This window comes from Ruegeria sp. BB1 (assembly GCF_056539465.1).
Genome location: NZ_JBQFVB010000001.1, coordinates 228589 through 244084, shown reverse-complemented (window position 1 = coordinate 244084; position 15496 = coordinate 228589). Strand labels below are relative to the sequence as shown.

The window sequence follows — 15496 nt, the reverse complement described above, 5'->3', positions numbered from 1 at the left end:
GCTAGAACATAGATGTCGGGTTCGCCCGCCATTTCATAAACGCAAATCATTCGAGAGGCTTACCATGGCCAAAACACTTAAAGATCTGCTGCTTGCATTGCTCAACGCGACACTCATCCTCGTGGCGCTTTGCTTATTTCTAGGTTGGAAACTGGCATCGACAGTCGAGGGCGTCACCACGGTCTTCTCGGAAAAAGTCCAGATTATCGCGCCCTTGAAGGACGAAATTCTCGGCGTTCGGGGGGAACTTGCGGCGCTACGCAATGATCTTGCCGAGGTGCAATCAAGCGGCTCAGTCACAGATATTGCCGAAAAACTGCGGATATCCACGGCGCTGGTAAAACTGGATAATCTGGAACAAAGAATGCAAGGCGCGCAAGCCAGCATTGCCGAGTTGACCGACTCTCCGGACAAGCTGATCAATTCCGCCATAGAGAAATCGGCCGACGTGGTCGCCGACCGAATTATTGCCATTCGAGGTTGCGTGCCGCAGTCCTAGAGGGACGCCTGCAATTCGCGTACCGTCGAACCATATCCACCCATGTCGACATAGGCGGCTTCGTGTTCGGTCATCGGACGGTCCAGTGCTTCGTTCCGATAAGGGAAACGCCCAAATTTGCGTATCACCTCACGATGTGCTCGTGCGTGCAGCAGATTGCTTTTATCGCTGTCACTCATGTTCTGGCACATCAAACGGACACAGCGTTCCTGATCACACAGATTTTCCGAATGCATCATCGGCAGGTAAAAGAACTGCCGCGCTGGTTCGTCGATCTTGAGATCCCACCCCTTGTCCACCGCACATTTCGCGGCCGACAATGCGGCGCGATCTGACGCGAAAGCCTTGGCGCTACCGCGGAACATGTTGCGCGGGAACTGGTCCATCAAAATGATGTAGGCCAGTGACCCACTAGGATACGTCAACCAAAGAGAGAATTTGCCTTCATTCGCGGCTTCCCAGGTGGTCAAAAACCGTTCGCGAATGTCTGCGTCCAAGGCATCGTCCTGTAGATACCAACCTTTGGGACCAATCTCATCTAACCAATAACTCAATACTTCTTCAGGCCCTACCATTGCCCTAACTCCGTCGTGTTGCCCTCCCCAGGGACGTAAGGTCATTTAAGGATGTTTTTCAGGATTGTAACAGTAAAAAATTGCAACATTCGCGACATATTCTTGTGTCTTAGGCAACATCTTGCGTTTCGGCCTCGGCTTCGGCGGCTTCAATGGCAACCTCTTGCGCCACTTCGACCGCAACTGGCGAGGCTGTCGCGTAGACAGGAGACATGGTGCCGGTCTCATCCACCGGGATCGCCGCACGCTGCGTCATTCGGTACAGCGCATAAACAGCCATCGTCGCAAGCAACGCGGCGATGAACAGGAAGAACCCCTGCGGGCCAAAGACGCTGTCCCCCATCAGCCAGCCGGTGATCAGCGGGCCGGCAATCGCGCCAAGACCGTTGATGAACAGCAAACCACCCGAGGCTGCGGCCATATCTTCATGATCCAGAAAATCGTTCGCGTGGGCAATCAACAGCGAATACAGCGGGTTCGACATGCCTCCGATCACGAAGGCCGCGCCCAGCAGGATTGGAAAAGTGACTCCGAACAACATGCCCGCCAATGCTGCACACGTCCCCACTCCTGCAACCAACATGATCAGGAAGCGCCGATCCATGCGATCCGACATCCAGCCCAACGGGTATTGAAGCACCAAGGCACCGATATAGAACGCAGCAATAAAGGTCGAAATTTCAACCAGAGTCAGGCCTGCGCGGGCACCGTAGACCGACGCCATACCGAACTGAGCCGAGAACACACCACCCAACAGGAACATGCCGACGCAGCCCAAAGGTGAGCTTTTGAAAAGCTCGCGCAGTGTCATCGGTTTGGTAGTATCGAATGCTGGTGTTGGTGAAATTGACAAAAGAATGGGAGCAAAAGAAATCGAAACCAAAATAGATGCGACAACAAAAGTGTCGAAACCAGCTGGGTCCCCCAACAAGACCAACCCTTGGGCAGTGATGATGCCAGTCATCTGGAAGATCATGTACAGCGACAAGGCCTGACCACGATTTTCATTGCTGGCCGCATTGTTCAGCCAGCTTTCGGCGGTGACATACACGCCGGAAAAGCAGAACCCAATTACGAAGCGACCCAGAATCCAGACAAACGGATTGGTCATCAACGGGTAAAGGATCATGACGGCCGAAATGAAAGACGCCAGTGCAGCAAACACCCGAACGTGTCCGACCCTTCGGATCATTTCCGGTGCAAGGCGCGAACCGCCCAGAAAACCCATAAAATACGCTGACATTACGAACGACATCTCAAGGGTCGAAAAGCCCTCGATCTCGCCCCGAACTCCCAGGATCGTGCCTTGCAGGCCGTTGCCGACCATTAGCAAGCCCATACCAAGAAGAAGCGCCCACGCGCTGGACAGGACCTGAATCATTGGGGCCTCCGAAAAATGCCGACCTGAACTCTGGATTCGTTTTTATATGAAAAACGGCTCTGATCGCGCTTGTCTACGACATTGCAGGTAGACGATCCCGACAACGCGCCCCTTATGGGATCAAAAGCGACGCGTCTCCGTAGGAAAAGAAACGATATTTCTGTTCAATCGCATGCGCGTAGACATCACGCATCCGGTCCTGCCCCATCAGTGCCGAAACCAGCATCAGCAGCGTGGATTTCGGCAGATGGAAGTTGGTCATCAACGCGTCGGTGACGTGGAATTCAAAACCGGGATAGATGAAGATATCAGTATCACCCTCCCACGGCTCGATCTGCCCGGACCGTGCGGCGCTTTCGATCAGGCGCAGCGCGGTGGTGCCCACAGGTATCACCCGCCCTCCGGCGGCTTTGGTAGCGCGGATTTCTTCGACGGCCGCGGCGCTGACCTTGCCCCATTCGGCGTGCATCTTGTGGGTGGTTACATCTTCGACCTTGACCGGCAGGAAGGTCCCCGCCCCCACATGCAAGGTCACATGGCTGATGGTGACGCCGCGGGCTGCAAGCGCCTGCATCAGTGCCTGATCGAAATGCAACGACGCAGTAGGGGCTGCGACGGCACCCGAGTTGCGCGCCCAAATCGTCTGATAATCGGTCTTGTCTTGTTCGTCCGCCGGGCGCTTGGCGGCAATGTACGGAGGCAGTGGCATTGCGCCGGCCTGTTCCAGCGCGGTGTCGAAATCCTCACCCGTCAGGTTGAACCGCAGATAGGCCTGCCCGTCTTCGACCCGGTCCAGCGTGGCGCTGAGGTCATCGGAAAACGTGATCTCTTCGCCCAGCTTGACCTTTTTCAACGGTTTGATCAGCGCCGCCCAAGTGCCGTCGGCCTGTGGGTCCAACAGGGTCGCCTCGATCGCCGCCGAAACCGGCCCCTGGGCGCTGTTGCGACGTCGGCGACCAATCAGGCGCGCAGGGATGACGCGTGTGTCGTTCAGCACCAGCCGGTCGCCAGGTTGCAGCCAGTCCGGCAGATCGAACACATGTGCATCCGATACCGCATCGCCATTGGCTACCAACAGTCGCGCGGACGAGCGCGGGCTGGCAGGTCGTGTGGCAATCCGGTCTTCGGGCAGGTGGAAATCAAAGTCGCTGAGTTTCATGGCCGCGCCATACAGCGCCCCACTTCCCAATTCAACGGTCTGATGGTGGTGCCCCGAAAGTTCGTTTCGGCTCATCCGGTTTTATCGGCTGTGCATTTGGCCCATCGGACACCGTGGGTGCTGGAGCCCTCAGTAGGTTTCGCAGAAACAGTGGTGCCAGCCCAGACAACGGATTGACCGAGACTTTTGGGTCTCGCAACGGTCCGGTCAGGGTATAGTTGAAACCAATGACGCCCTCACCTTTCTTAGTGAAAACACTGCCAATCGCGTTCACCAGATAGATCGGAGAAATCGCGCCACGCAGGTTCAGCGTTCCGGCAACCGTGTTGATGGTGCCGTCAAAGGACAATCCCATCGACGGCCCGACCGCACTGCCGCTGAGAACTTTGACCTCGGTCGGGGTGATGCGCATCCGGCTTTCGATGGACGAGAAAAAGATGCCCTGCCCGGCCATTTCATTGACCAGACCAACAAGGCTGATAGCGTTCAGCAGCGCGGCCATGGCCGGGGCATCCTTGATGTATGTATTGGTAATTTTCGCGATCACGTCATAGTTGCCAGGCCCCGCAACCGGTTCCAGTTGCACGTTCAGCGACCCGCTTCGCGCCTGTGTGATCATGCCCGCAGACCGCAAAACTGCCCCGGCATCCCCCGAGGTTAACGTCACTGCGCTGCGACCTGCGCGCGGAGAGACCTGTCCACGCACGGGGGCACCCCCGTTTACGTTTGCGGTGAAAGAGCCGTTGACGCCACCGGTGGTTTGAAACGCGCCCTTGAAACCGGTCAGGGCTATGGTCTCGGTCACTTGCAGACGGTCCAACGTCACGTCCATCCGGGGTCCCGCGCCCGAGCCACCACCGCTGCTACTGCCAAAGGTCGCACGGCCCAGGTTCATCACACCGCCCAGCACCCGGATATCCGGTACTGCCCCACCTCGATTGATCAGTTCGGCCGGAACCGCCAGCCAATTGCCCAGATCAAACGAGCTGAACTGAACCCGGTCGAAATCACCATCGTTGAACGAGATCGACGCGGTGGTACGCAATCCGGCTGCATCCAGCTTAAGTTCATCCACACGCAGTTTGTCGCCCAGGGTGGCCTCAAGCGTCATCGCGCCTGTTGTGCCCGCTCCCTTGCGCCAGCCCAGTTCGGGAATAGCCAGCGCAACGCCTTTCAAATCGGACGATGCGGTCAGCTTAGGCGGCGTTCCTGCGCCAATTCCCAGCGCAATATCAGCCGTCCCCCGTCCCGTCAGCATCCCCTGCGGAAGCCCAGCATTCAGCTCTGTCATCAATCGAGGGGATAGTTCGATCTGACCTGTCATCTCGCTGCGCTGCGCTTCGGTACCACCGATTGGTTGTCGCCAGGCAGCTTGGATGGGAACGTCGCCAAACAAACCTTCGCCGGAAATTTCAACTCCGGTTTGGTTGCCTTCAAGCGCCAGCTGATCGGCGCTAACCGAAAAACCAGGAACCAGTTTGTCACTTTCTACATTGTCGATATCACCAAGAAAGTGGAATTCGGTGTCTTCGAATTTCAACCCCTTCTTCATTGGCAGCGACAATGTTCCGGCAAGATTTACAGTACCTTCGACCAGATCAACCGGCAGGTTCGCTTTGGTTAGCAAGCTGAGCGGCGGGCGATCAAGCAGCGACAACGCAGCGGTCGCACTCCCTTTGGCCGTGATCCGGGTAATCGACGGGGAAATCCCCTTGATCTCGGTATCGGGGATGATGAAGGACGTGCCCGTGGCATCAACTGCGCCCCCCTCATCCGCGATGACAACACCCGATTCAGCGGTGGCGGTGAAACGGTGATTGATCAGACTGGCCTGTCCCTGCGCATTCTCAAGCGGCGGCAGGGTCTTGGCGAACCGAATCTTTGCCTCGTCAAAACCGAAATCCAGATAGATATCTGGTTTGCTGTCTGGCCGCAGCCGCAAAGCAAAGTCAACGTCCGAGAACCGCCCTTCATACAAATTCTCTTGGACCCAAAGCCGTGGTTTTGACGCCAGGCGTTCAGGCCAGTAGTTCAACAGTTCATCCCCGTTCATGCTGTCCAGATGTGCATCCAGTTGCGCCGCCCAACCCTCGGGTTCGCCGATCAGCGTGCCAGAACCCAGCAACCGATAGTTGGCGTCTTCGACCATGATCTGACCCAACCGCAATTCGAACGGGGCCAATTTCATCTTCATATCAAGTTCGGCGCGTGCCAGGTTCAGCGATTCTGGAAACAGGTTGGCCGGGTTGATATTGATGTTGCTGAGGCTCAGCTGCGAGGTCAGGCTTTCCAACGCACCGTTTTCAATTCCACGCAGGAACGCCTTGCCCTCGGCATGAAACGCGCCCCATGCGGACACCACCGAAACTTCGTTGAAGTCCAGCTCCTGCCGCGTGGGGTTGTAGGTGAAGTAGGTTCTGGCGGACTCGAATGGAATGGGGCGCGTTTCCTGCGTAGGCTGCACCGCGCCTGCTCCAAGGTTTAGCGTTGCAAACAGCGGCCCCAATGCCGCCCTGTCGTCAATGCTGCCGCGCAACGCCCCAGAGATCGGTGCCTTGAGAACCTGCAACCACGACAGGGCAAGACTTTGGCTGGCGATGTCTTCGGCTGGCAGGTCGGTGATCGAAATGCCGAACCGTGCCTGTGGCGTACCCAGAACACTGGTATAGTTCGCCTCGATCGAGCTTGCATAGTCGCGCCCGGTCAGCACGGAAAACCCAGTGGCCAGATGCATCTCATCGCCGGTGCGGGTCACAGTGATATGCCCCCCGTCGAATACCCAAGCCCGCCCAAGACGCAGATCCTGATAATCCAGCGTCAGCGATTCCAAGTCGACCGAACGCAACCCGGACAGGATAGGCGACAGGAATACATCATCCGATTGCTCGATCAGTTGAGCCAGGTCCGGTGCTTGCTGCACAGGGGCGCTGCCCGAACCAACTGTCAGCGACAATGCTCCGTCCAGGCCCCGGGTCAGCGCGATCTGTGCATCGCGAAGGATGATGCGGCGCGGGCGGATTTGACCCCGTAAAAGCCCGCGCATCGACAATCGGGTGCGCAGGTCCGAAACCTGCGCAATCTGCTGCCCGGCTGCGTCGCTGATCGTCACGTCGCTCAGCTGCAGACGGGGACGCCATTCCTCATTCACGATAAAGTTGACGTCGCCAAACCGGATTTTCAGCCCTCCGAGGCTGTGTTCAAGGCGCTGTTCAACCTGCTTTCGCAACCATTCGGGTGCATGAAGATTCTGGCCGATCAGAAAAAACCAGCCCACAAAGACCAACAGCCCCAGCGACAGGACCGTCCAACCGGAAAAATGCGCGGCAATACGACGACGGGACCGGCGACGCCGGGGCTTTTTGGGCTGCGACGCACTTTTGTCTTCGTGCTGCACCAATTTTCTATCCACGTCTTCCAACCCGCCCGCGCCACCCTATGATGTCTGGCAGCCCTTAAAAAACTTTAGCGGAGTTTCCAATGCCCGACGTTTCAGACATCGCCCCTGATTTCACTTTGCCCCGCGACGGAGGCGGCGAGGTCACATTGTCAGCCCTGCGCGGCGGCACCGTCGTTCTGTTCTTCTATCCTCGTGATGATACGCCGGGCTGCACCAAGGAATCCATCGGTTTCTCGGAACAACTTCAAGCCTTTGGTAACGAGGGCGCTCACGTTTTCGGCATCTCGCGGGACAGCGTCGCCAAGCACGACAAGTTTGTTGCCAAGCACAATCTGACCACTCCGCTGTTGTCGGATGAGGGCTCGTCGGTCTGCGAGGACTATGGCGTATGGGTTGAAAAGAATATGTACGGTAAGAAATCGATGGGCATTCAGCGCTCGACCTTCATCATCGATGCCGATGGCAAAATCGCCAAGATCTGGCGCAAGGTTAAAGTGCCCGGTCACGTGGATGAAGTGCTGGAAGCCGTACGGGCGATGTAACGCCCCTCGACCACGCGCGCCATCCGGTCTAAGAGCCGCGCGTGCAATCAAGCGGAGAAACATGGTGCCCAAAACGCTGACCCAGATGGCTACTGAGGTTCTGACAACGGCGGATGGTCGGGAAAAAACCGCCCTGTCCAAAAGTCATGCCGCCGCGTGGTTCGCATCGCGCAGCGGTGACGCGCCAGAGATCGAGATCGGCACCGCTACGCCGCCGCTGCAACCCGCACGCCCGGATCAACCTGAACTGCTTTCCCCGCGCGAGGTACCGAAACGGAAACCGGGTACAGAAGCGGGCCGTATCGCCCTGCTACACGCCGTCGCGCATATCGAGTTGAACGCCGTCGATCTGCATTGGGACATCATCGCCCGCTTTGGTCATGTACCTATGCCTGTCGGGTTTTATGACGACTGGGTTAAATGCGCCGAAGAGGAATCGCGTCATTTCGAGATGGTGTGCGATTGCCTTGAGGCCATGGATAGCAACTATGGCGCTCTGCCCGCCCATGCCGGGATGTGGCGCGCGGCCGAGGACACCGCCGAAGATTTGATGGGTCGATTGGCCGTGGTTCCCATGGTGCTTGAGGCACGCGGGCTGGACGTGACCCCCGGCATGATCGACATATTCCGCAAGGCCAAGGACGAAAAAGCTATTGCTGCGCTGGAAGTCATTTATGCCGAAGAGGTTGGGCATGTGGCTTATGGCTCAAAATGGTTTCATTTCCTGTGTGGGCGCGAGAATGCCGATCCCAAGGATGTGTTTCACCAATTGGTTCGCCGGTACTTTCACGGCGTGTTGAAGCCACCTTTCAACGAAGAAAAACGCGCCGAGGCCGGGTTGCCGCCTGATTTCTACTGGCCCCTGACCGAGGAGCTGCCCGCGCCCGGCTCGGCGCAATAAACGCGCGCAAATTGATGTTATCGGCAATTTCCCGCCGAGATTTGGCGGGAATAACGCGGTTTCATGTGTGAACTAGTTTACAAACTTGCCCAAATCACGCGTGCCCTCTATGCACTTCGCCAAAGGGACGGCTATCACTCACGACCGGTCCCGAATCTTGGGGATGAGAGGTGAAGACGCGTGCGAACACGTCTGGCAATTAAGTTACACTCACTGCTCGAGCGGCATTTTCCCGAACGCCGAGTCTTTCTGAAATCTGACAACGACACGCGGTTTATCCGGCTCAGCTCGGAAACGCAGATTTTCGCCGTTGCTGGCGTTGCAGTATTCGTTGGCTGGACCGCCGTCGCCACGGCGATCCTGCTAATGGACAGCATCGGATCGGGTAATTTCCGCGAGCAAGCCAAGCGCGATCAGGCGACCTATCAAGACCGTCTGAACATCCTGTCGACGGAACGGGATGCCCGCGCGCAAGAAGCGCTGGCCGCGCAAGACCGGTTCAACGCGGCGCTGGAACAGATCTCGGCGATGCAATCGGAGCTGCTGGCGTCGGAAAACCGCCGCCGCGAGCTTGAGACCGGGATCGAGGTCATCCAGACCACCCTGCGCGCCACGATGAAACAACGCGAAGAGGCCCGCACCGAGCTGGCCAGCATGCAGGTCGAGACCGATGACGGCGACATTTATATGACCGCCGCAGGCGACCCGGAACAAATGCATTTCATGACCGACGCTCTGGTCCGGACGGCACAAGAGCGCGACCAAATCGCCGCCGATGCACAGGATGCTCTGGCACAGCGCGACGATCTTGAGTTGGAAATCCGTTTGATGCAGGAACGCAGCGACGAGATTTTCCGCCAACTGGAAGAGGCGATGATTATCTCGGTTGAGCCTCTGGACAAAATGTTCCGCCAGGCCGGTATGCCCACCGACCGTATTATCGAAGAAGTCCGCCGCGGCTATAGCGGCATGGGTGGCCCCCTCACCCCCATCTCATTCAGCACGCGCGGAGAGGACCTGACCCCCGACGAAATCCGCGCGAATGTGTTGCTGCAACAGATGGACCAGCTGAACCTGTACCGCATTGCCGCCGAAAAAGCCCCCTTTGCCAGCCCGGTGCATGATGTGGTGCGCTTTACCAGCGGCTTTGGCACGCGACGGGATCCAAAAACCGGGGGGCGGCGCATGCACAATGGGGCGGATTTTGCCGGTGCCCACGGAACCGACATCTTTGCCACCGCCGACGGAATCGTCACCCATGCGGGCTGGCAATCCGGGTTCGGCAGGCTGGTGAAAATCAAGCACGCGTTCGGGGTTGAGACTCTTTACGCTCATAATACCAAGATCCGGGTCAAGGTTGGCCAAAGGGTCTCGCGCGGGGATCATATTGCTGATATGGGTAGCACTGGACGGTCTACCGGCACGCATCTGCACTATGAGGTTCGCGTCGACGGTGTGCCAAGAAATCCAATGACTTACATTAAGGCTGCGAGAAATGTTTTCTAAGAGCAAAATCAACGAGCCCGCATCCGACGCCCCCGAGACAGCAAAACCTGCTGCTCCGGCGACACCGGCTGCCCCTGCACCGGCGGAAACCAAGGCCAGCACCGCGCCCAAGCCCAAACCTCCGGCATCGGTTCTGTCCTCGGATCTGCACATCACAGGCAATCTGAAAACCACGGGCGACATCCAGGTCGAAGGCACAGTAGAAGGCGACATCCGCGCGCACCTGCTGACCATCGGCGAAACCGCGACCATCAAGGGCGAAGTCACCGCTGATGACGTCGTGATCAACGGCCGCATCGTGGGCCGCGTGCGTGGCCTGAAGGTGCGCCTGACCTCGTCTGCCCGTGTCGAAGGCGACATCATCCACAAGACCATCGCCATCGAAAGCGGCGCGCATTTCGAAGGTTCAGTGCAGCGTCAGGACGACCCGCTGAATCCTGGCCGCAGCGGCAAGTCGGGCGCCAACCCGGCGGCCGAGGTCAAGCAGTAACACTGCCCCTAAATATGAATAAGCAAACGCCGCGGGTCAGCCTGCGGCGTTTTTCTTTTGCCCTTGCCGGTTGCTGTGGTCGGTATAGGGTTCTGACATGTTGATCTTTTTCTCTGTCCTTCTGTTGATTGTGGGCTTCTTTCTGTACCGCCACTGGTCCAAATCCCAAGCACGGCAGACCCTGCTGGCCACACCCTTGACCGACCACCAGCGCAGGCTGATCGAGCAGCAGGTACCACTGATCCTCCGCCTTCCCGCCGATCTGCGAGCCAAGCTGGACGGCAAGGTGAACCTTTTTCTGGACCAGGTGGAGTTCCACGGCTGCGACGGGCTGGAGGTCACCGAAGAGATGGAGCTGGCCATTGCTGCGCAAGCCAGCCTTTTGTTGGTTAACAGCGACCTTTGGTACGATCACCTGACAACCATCCTGATCTATCCTAGCGCCTTCAAATCACGTCAGCGGCGGCAAGATGGCTATGTCGTCAGTGAAAAAGAGATCGTACGCACCGGCGAAAGCTGGGATCGCGGGCCGGTCATTCTGTCGTGGTCGCACAGCAAGCAAGGCGCCGCGAATGATCACGATGGGCAGAACGTCGTCCTGCACGAGTTTGCGCATCAGGTCGATGACCTGTCTGGGGGCACCAACGGCGTTCCGATCCTGAGCGACGGTCAGAGCTTTGCGGAGTGGGAACGTGTTTTCCTGACAGCCTATGACGCCCACGTTCGCGCAGTCGAGCATGGCCAACATACGGTTATCGATCCCTATGGTGCCGTGGGTCACGAAGAGTTCTTTGCCGTGTCGGTCGAGGTGTTTTTTGAACAGCCCCGGCAGCTCAAGGCCGCTGTTCCCGATGTCTACAAACAGCTGTCAAAGCTGTTTCGACTGGATCCAGCCAGTTGGGACAACGCAAAGAAATGAAGCCAACAGGGACGTGAAAAGTCATCCCTGAACACAGTTGGAGAATTTTCTCCTTATCCTAACATTTCACAAATTGTGATTTTTGAATTACGCTTAAACCAGTGTTTTCAGGAGGGATTTTCATGGCACCTAAACTCATGGCCGAGTTCTTCGGCACATTCTGGCTGGTACTGGGCGGGTGCGGCAGCGCCGTTCTGGCGGCTGGCGTTGCTGACGTAGGCATCGGCTGGTTGGGCGTTTCCTTTGCCTTCGGCTTGACGGTTCTGACCATGGCATACGCGGTTGGACATATCTCGGGCGGGCATTTCAACCCGGCGGTCAGCCTTGGCTTGATGATCGGAGGCAGGTTCCCGGCGCAAGAACTGATCCCCTATTGGATCGCGCAGGTGATCGGCGCCATTGCTGCTGCGGCCGTTTTGTACCTGATCGTCAGCGGCGCACCAGGGTTCGAAGGTGTTGGCGGGTTCGCCTCGAACGGGTACGGCGAAGCGTCACCCGAAGGTTATTCAATGATGTCCGCATTGGTGATCGAGATCGTGATGACCGCGTTCTTCATTGTGGTCATACTGGGCGCAACATCCAACTTTGCACCTGACGGGTTCGCTCCGATCGCGATTGGCCTTTGCCTGACCCTGATCCACCTGATTTCGATCCCGGTGACCAACACGTCGGTCAACCCGGCACGTTCTACCGGCGTGGCCCTGTTTGCTGATGGCCCGGCGCTGGCGCAGCTCTGGCTGTTCTGGGTCGCCCCACTTATCGGCGCAGCCATCGGGGCGCTGATTTGGCAAATGATGGGTGACGACTGAGACAAAAAAGCCCCGATGCCGATGCGCATCGGGGCTTTTTTATTATTCGGTGACGGTGACTTTTTTCATCACGTCCGGTTGACCGATCACAGCGCCGTTCGGGCCGTCACCGCGCTTAATCGCGTCCACCACGTCCATGCCGTCAGTGACCTGACCGACAACCGTGTATTGGCCGTTCAGAAACGGACCCGGTTCGAACATGATGAAGAACTGCGAATTCGCGCTGTCTGGATCCTGCGCTCGCGCCATGCCGACTACACCGCGGTCATAGTTGAAATCCGAGAACTCTGCAGGCAAATCGGGGCGATCAGATCCACCGGTTCCGGCACGACGCATGTCTCCACCGATACGGCCGAATTCAACATCACCGGTTTGCGCCATGAAACCGTCGATGACACGGTGGAACACCACGCCGTCATACTTGCCCTCAGAGGCCAGAGCACTGATCTGCTCGACATGTTTGGGGGCGATGTCATCAAATAGGTCAACGGTGACGGTGCCGTTGGCGCCCTCACCTTCGATCTCGATCTGCAGGCCCGTGGCCAGCGCAGGGCTGGCCAGCAGGGCAAAAGCGGCGGCCAGCTTATACATCAGACGCAACCTTGACGCTGATCATGCGGTCGGGGCTTGCAGGCGGCTCGCCACGCACGATGGCATCTACATGCTCCATCCCGTCGATGACGCGGCCGTAAACGGTGTACTGGCCATTCAGGAAGTGGTTGTCTTTGAAGTTGATGAAGAACTGCGAGTTGGCCGAGTCCGGGTTTTGCGAACGGGCCGCACCCAAGGTGCCACGGTCATGTGGCAGCTTCGAGAATTCTGCAGGGACGTTCGGCAAAGACGAGCCGCCAGTACCCGCCATACGCAGGTTGAACCCGTCTTCCATATCGCCGTGCTGCACGTCGCCGGTTTGCGCCATGAAACCGTCGATCACACGGTGGAAGGCCACGTTGTCATACTCACCACCACGCGCCAGTTCCTTCATCCGGGCGCTGTGCTGCGGGGCAACATCCGGCAGCAGCTCGATGACGACATTGCCGTCTTTCAGTTCCATGATGATCGTGTTTTCGGGATCCTTGATCTCGGCCATGAGGCCCTCCTGTCGTTTATCTTGCGCAAATACCTATGCGCCACGCGCGTGAATGCCAAGTGACGCATTGACCTGAAGGCAAAATGCAGGAAAAGAACCGCCTGAATCTGTTGTAATGGCAAGGATAGAGCGATGGGCTGGAAAACTCTGGACGATATGGACCTGAACGGCAAACGCGTGCTGGTGCGCGTCGATATCAACGTGCCGGTCGTTGACGGGGTTGTGACCGATGCGACCCGTATTCAGCGTATCGTCCCGACCGTTCGCGATATCCTCGCAGCCTGGGGCAAGCCTATCCTGCTGGCCCATTTCGGTCGCCCTGGTGGCGAGCGGCGCGAGAACCTGTCGCTCAAACAATTGATCCCCACGCTTGAAGCCGCCTTTGGCACCGAAGTTCTATTCGCCGCCGATTGCGTCGGCACCGAGGCTGATCTGGCCACCAAAGCCTTGAAGCCCGGTCAGGTGCTGCTGCTGGAGAATACCCGCTTTCACGCCGCTGAAACCAAGAACGACGCCGATCTGGCCGCCGGCATGGCCAAGCTGGGCGACATCTATTGCAACGACGCCTTCTCGGCTGCTCACCGCGCCCACAGCTCGACCGAGGCCATCGCGCGGTTGCTGCCCGCCTGTGCCGGTCGCCTAATGCAGGCCGAGCTGGAAGCGCTGGAAGGCGCACTGGGTGCGCCCAAGCGCCCTGTGACAGCGGTTGTTGGGGGGGCAAAGGTATCAACCAAGCTAGAGCTGCTGGGCAACTTGATCGACAAGGTTGATTACCTGGTGATCGGTGGCGGTATGGCGAATACGTTTTTGGTCGCTCAGGGAGTTAGCGTTGGCAAATCATTGGCGGAAACAGCGATGAAGGACACCGCAGCCGAGATCTTGATCAAGGCTGAAACATCGGGCTGTAAGATCGTACTGCCTGCGGACGTTGTGGTCGCCGAGAAATTCGAGGCAAATGCCCCACATCAGGTGTTGCCAGCCGATCAATGCACCGAAGACGGAATGATCCTGGACGCTGGTCCTGAAAGCGTAACGACCATTACGGACATATTTGGTCAGAGCCAGACCCTGATCTGGAACGGCCCGCTGGGCGCGTTCGAGATCGAACCCTTTGACACCGCCACCAATGCAGCGGCCCTAAAAGCGGCGGCGCTGACACGGTCGGGACAACTGGTTTCGGTCGCTGGCGGCGGTGACACAGTCGCGGCGCTGAATGCATCCGGTGCGGCCAAGGATTTCTCGTATATCTCGACCGCTGGCGGCGCGTTCCTGGAATGGATGGAAGGTAAAACCCTGCCCGGCGTCGCCGCCCTAGAAGGTCAGGCGTAAGGTCAAAATTGGTCGCATTTCGGGCCTCATGGTAGTCTCTCCTTGTTGAATCGGAGATTTTGTCATGAGGTTCATAGTCTGCCTGGTCGCCATATTGATACCTGCCTACTCTGCGGCACAATCCAGCTGCGAAGGGCAAACGCAACTCGACGCCAATTTCTGCGCCAAGGAAAAGTGGGAAATCGCTGATCGCGAACTGAACCGTATCTGGGCTGAGGTCAAACCAATGGCCGATGCACGTGGAAACGGTCAGGCCCTATTGGACGAACAGCGCGCCTGGCTGAAAGCGCGCGACGCAGCCTGCAACCCGGAACTGGATAGTGACGGCAGCGCGGCGCCCATGTTCTATTGGGCTTGCATGGAACAACAAACCCTGACGCGCAATCAGATCCTTAAGTCTGCGCGCTGAGAAACTTAATCCGACCATTCGCGAAAAAGTGCGAATCAAGGGATTCACAAGCCGAATCACCTGTGACATAGTGCGAACAGATGCCCGCAAAGGGCACGTTTTTGAGGCAGACTTCATACGGCGGTAAACAGAGTGTCCCGTTCCCATCGGCCCGGTTTGGGCGCAGTTGTATTCTTCATGGTGGCTTTCATGCTGGGTGTGTATTTCACCTTCGCCGCCGTGCAGGGCGACTATGGCCTATTCAGACGGGTCGAGATCGCAGCGGAACGGGACGCCCTGTCACAAGACCTAGCCAAGCTTAAGGCCGAGATCGCCGAGATGGATAACCTGACCCGCCGTTTGTCCGACACTTATTTGGACCTCGATCTGCTGGATCAGCAGGCCCGCTCGGTTCTTGGCATGATCCGTTCGGACGAAATTGTCATCCGCTAAGCCGGACCGGCATTTTTCTTGGAAATCCAACTTTGCACGAAGGTTCCCCCGGCCTGAA

16 protein-coding genes are annotated in these 15496 nt (G+C 57.8%); 10 read left to right on the top strand and 6 right to left on the bottom strand.

All coding sequences use genetic code 11. The features are described 5' to 3' along the window. Positions 1-64 precede the first annotated feature (64 nt). Complete coding sequence (locus ACR0AL_RS01275) at positions 65-499, top strand: hypothetical protein (RefSeq protein WP_170349029.1); 435 nt, start codon at positions 65-67, stop codon at positions 497-499. Here the strand turns inward: ACR0AL_RS01275 and ACR0AL_RS01270 are convergent. The 4 genes from ACR0AL_RS01270 to ACR0AL_RS01255 all read right to left on the bottom strand — a co-directional run bounded on the left by ACR0AL_RS01270 (position 496) and on the right by ACR0AL_RS01255 (position 7023). Beyond that, entirely contained in the window at positions 496-1074 is a 579-nt protein-coding gene (locus ACR0AL_RS01270; RefSeq protein ID WP_170358939.1) for a DUF924 family protein, read from the bottom strand. The genes ACR0AL_RS01275 and ACR0AL_RS01270 overlap by 4 nt on opposite strands. A 109-nt stretch (positions 1075-1183) precedes the next feature. Then, positions 1184-2455 carry an MFS transporter gene (locus ACR0AL_RS01265; protein ID WP_170349031.1) on the bottom strand — a complete coding sequence of 424 codons (1272 nt, stop codon included), beginning with the start codon at positions 2453-2455 and terminating at the stop codon, positions 1184-1186. Positions 2456-2567: 112 nt separating this feature from the next. Then, the gene (gene queA / locus ACR0AL_RS01260; RefSeq protein WP_170349427.1) at positions 2568-3614 is read right to left on the bottom strand and encodes a tRNA preQ1(34) S-adenosylmethionine ribosyltransferase-isomerase QueA; all 1047 of its coding nucleotides are present in this window, start codon (positions 3612-3614) and stop codon (positions 2568-2570) included. A gap of 31 nt (positions 3615-3645) precedes the next feature. Next, positions 3646-7023: a YhdP family protein gene (locus ACR0AL_RS01255; RefSeq protein ID WP_368040132.1), complete on the bottom strand. Its 3378-nt coding sequence runs from the start codon at positions 7021-7023 to the stop codon at positions 3646-3648. A 68-nt stretch (positions 7024-7091) separates the two neighbouring features. On the opposite strand from ACR0AL_RS01255, the gene ACR0AL_RS01250 reads away from it, so the two are divergent. The 6 genes from ACR0AL_RS01250 (at position 7092) to aqpZ (ending at position 12178) form a co-directional block, all read left to right on the top strand. Continuing rightward, positions 7092-7553: a peroxiredoxin gene (locus ACR0AL_RS01250; RefSeq protein ID WP_480661682.1), complete on the top strand. Its 462-nt coding sequence runs from the start codon at positions 7092-7094 to the stop codon at positions 7551-7553. A 61-nt stretch (positions 7554-7614) separates the two neighbouring features. Then, positions 7615-8454, top strand: a complete 840-nt coding sequence (locus ACR0AL_RS01245) for a ferritin-like domain-containing protein (RefSeq protein WP_170349034.1) — start codon at positions 7615-7617, stop codon at positions 8452-8454. A gap of 180 nt (positions 8455-8634) precedes the next feature. Further along, positions 8635-9960: a DUF5930 domain-containing protein gene (locus ACR0AL_RS01240; protein ID WP_480661680.1), complete on the top strand. Its 1326-nt coding sequence runs from the start codon at positions 8635-8637 to the stop codon at positions 9958-9960. Further along, positions 9950-10450 carry a bactofilin family protein gene (locus tag ACR0AL_RS01235; protein WP_170349036.1) on the top strand — a complete coding sequence of 167 codons (501 nt, stop codon included), beginning with the start codon at positions 9950-9952 and terminating at the stop codon, positions 10448-10450. Before ACR0AL_RS01240 ends, ACR0AL_RS01235 begins: the two co-directional genes overlap by 11 nt. A 97-nt stretch (positions 10451-10547) precedes the next feature. Next, entirely contained in the window at positions 10548-11369 is an 822-nt protein-coding gene (locus ACR0AL_RS01230) for a M90 family metallopeptidase (RefSeq protein WP_480661678.1), read from the top strand. A 122-nt stretch (positions 11370-11491) separates the two neighbouring features. Further along, complete coding sequence (aqpZ, locus tag ACR0AL_RS01225; RefSeq protein WP_170358950.1) at positions 11492-12178, top strand: aquaporin Z; 687 nt, start codon at positions 11492-11494, stop codon at positions 12176-12178. A 42-nt stretch (positions 12179-12220) separates the two neighbouring features. Here aqpZ and ACR0AL_RS01220 read toward each other — a convergent pair whose 3' ends face one another. Continuing rightward, complete coding sequence (locus ACR0AL_RS01220) at positions 12221-12769, bottom strand: peptidylprolyl isomerase (protein ID WP_170396176.1); 549 nt, start codon at positions 12767-12769, stop codon at positions 12221-12223. Beyond that, complete coding sequence (locus tag ACR0AL_RS01215) at positions 12762-13268, bottom strand: peptidylprolyl isomerase (protein WP_170349040.1); 507 nt, start codon at positions 13266-13268, stop codon at positions 12762-12764. Before ACR0AL_RS01215 ends, ACR0AL_RS01220 begins: the two co-directional genes overlap by 8 nt. 132 nt (positions 13269-13400) lie before the next feature. On the opposite strand from ACR0AL_RS01215, the gene ACR0AL_RS01210 reads away from it, so the two are divergent. The 3 genes from ACR0AL_RS01210 (at position 13401) to ACR0AL_RS01200 (ending at position 15438) form a co-directional block, all read left to right on the top strand. Further along, positions 13401-14597, top strand: a complete 1197-nt coding sequence (locus tag ACR0AL_RS01210; RefSeq protein ID WP_480661676.1) for a phosphoglycerate kinase — start codon at positions 13401-13403, stop codon at positions 14595-14597. Between the two features lie 64 nt (positions 14598-14661). Further along, complete coding sequence (locus tag ACR0AL_RS01205; protein WP_480636993.1) at positions 14662-15006, top strand: lysozyme inhibitor LprI family protein; 345 nt, start codon at positions 14662-14664, stop codon at positions 15004-15006. A gap of 132 nt (positions 15007-15138) precedes the next feature. Next, the gene (locus ACR0AL_RS01200; RefSeq protein WP_170349043.1) at positions 15139-15438 is read left to right on the top strand and encodes an FtsB family cell division protein; all 300 of its coding nucleotides are present in this window, start codon (positions 15139-15141) and stop codon (positions 15436-15438) included. The last annotated feature ends 58 nt before the right edge of the window (positions 15439-15496 follow it).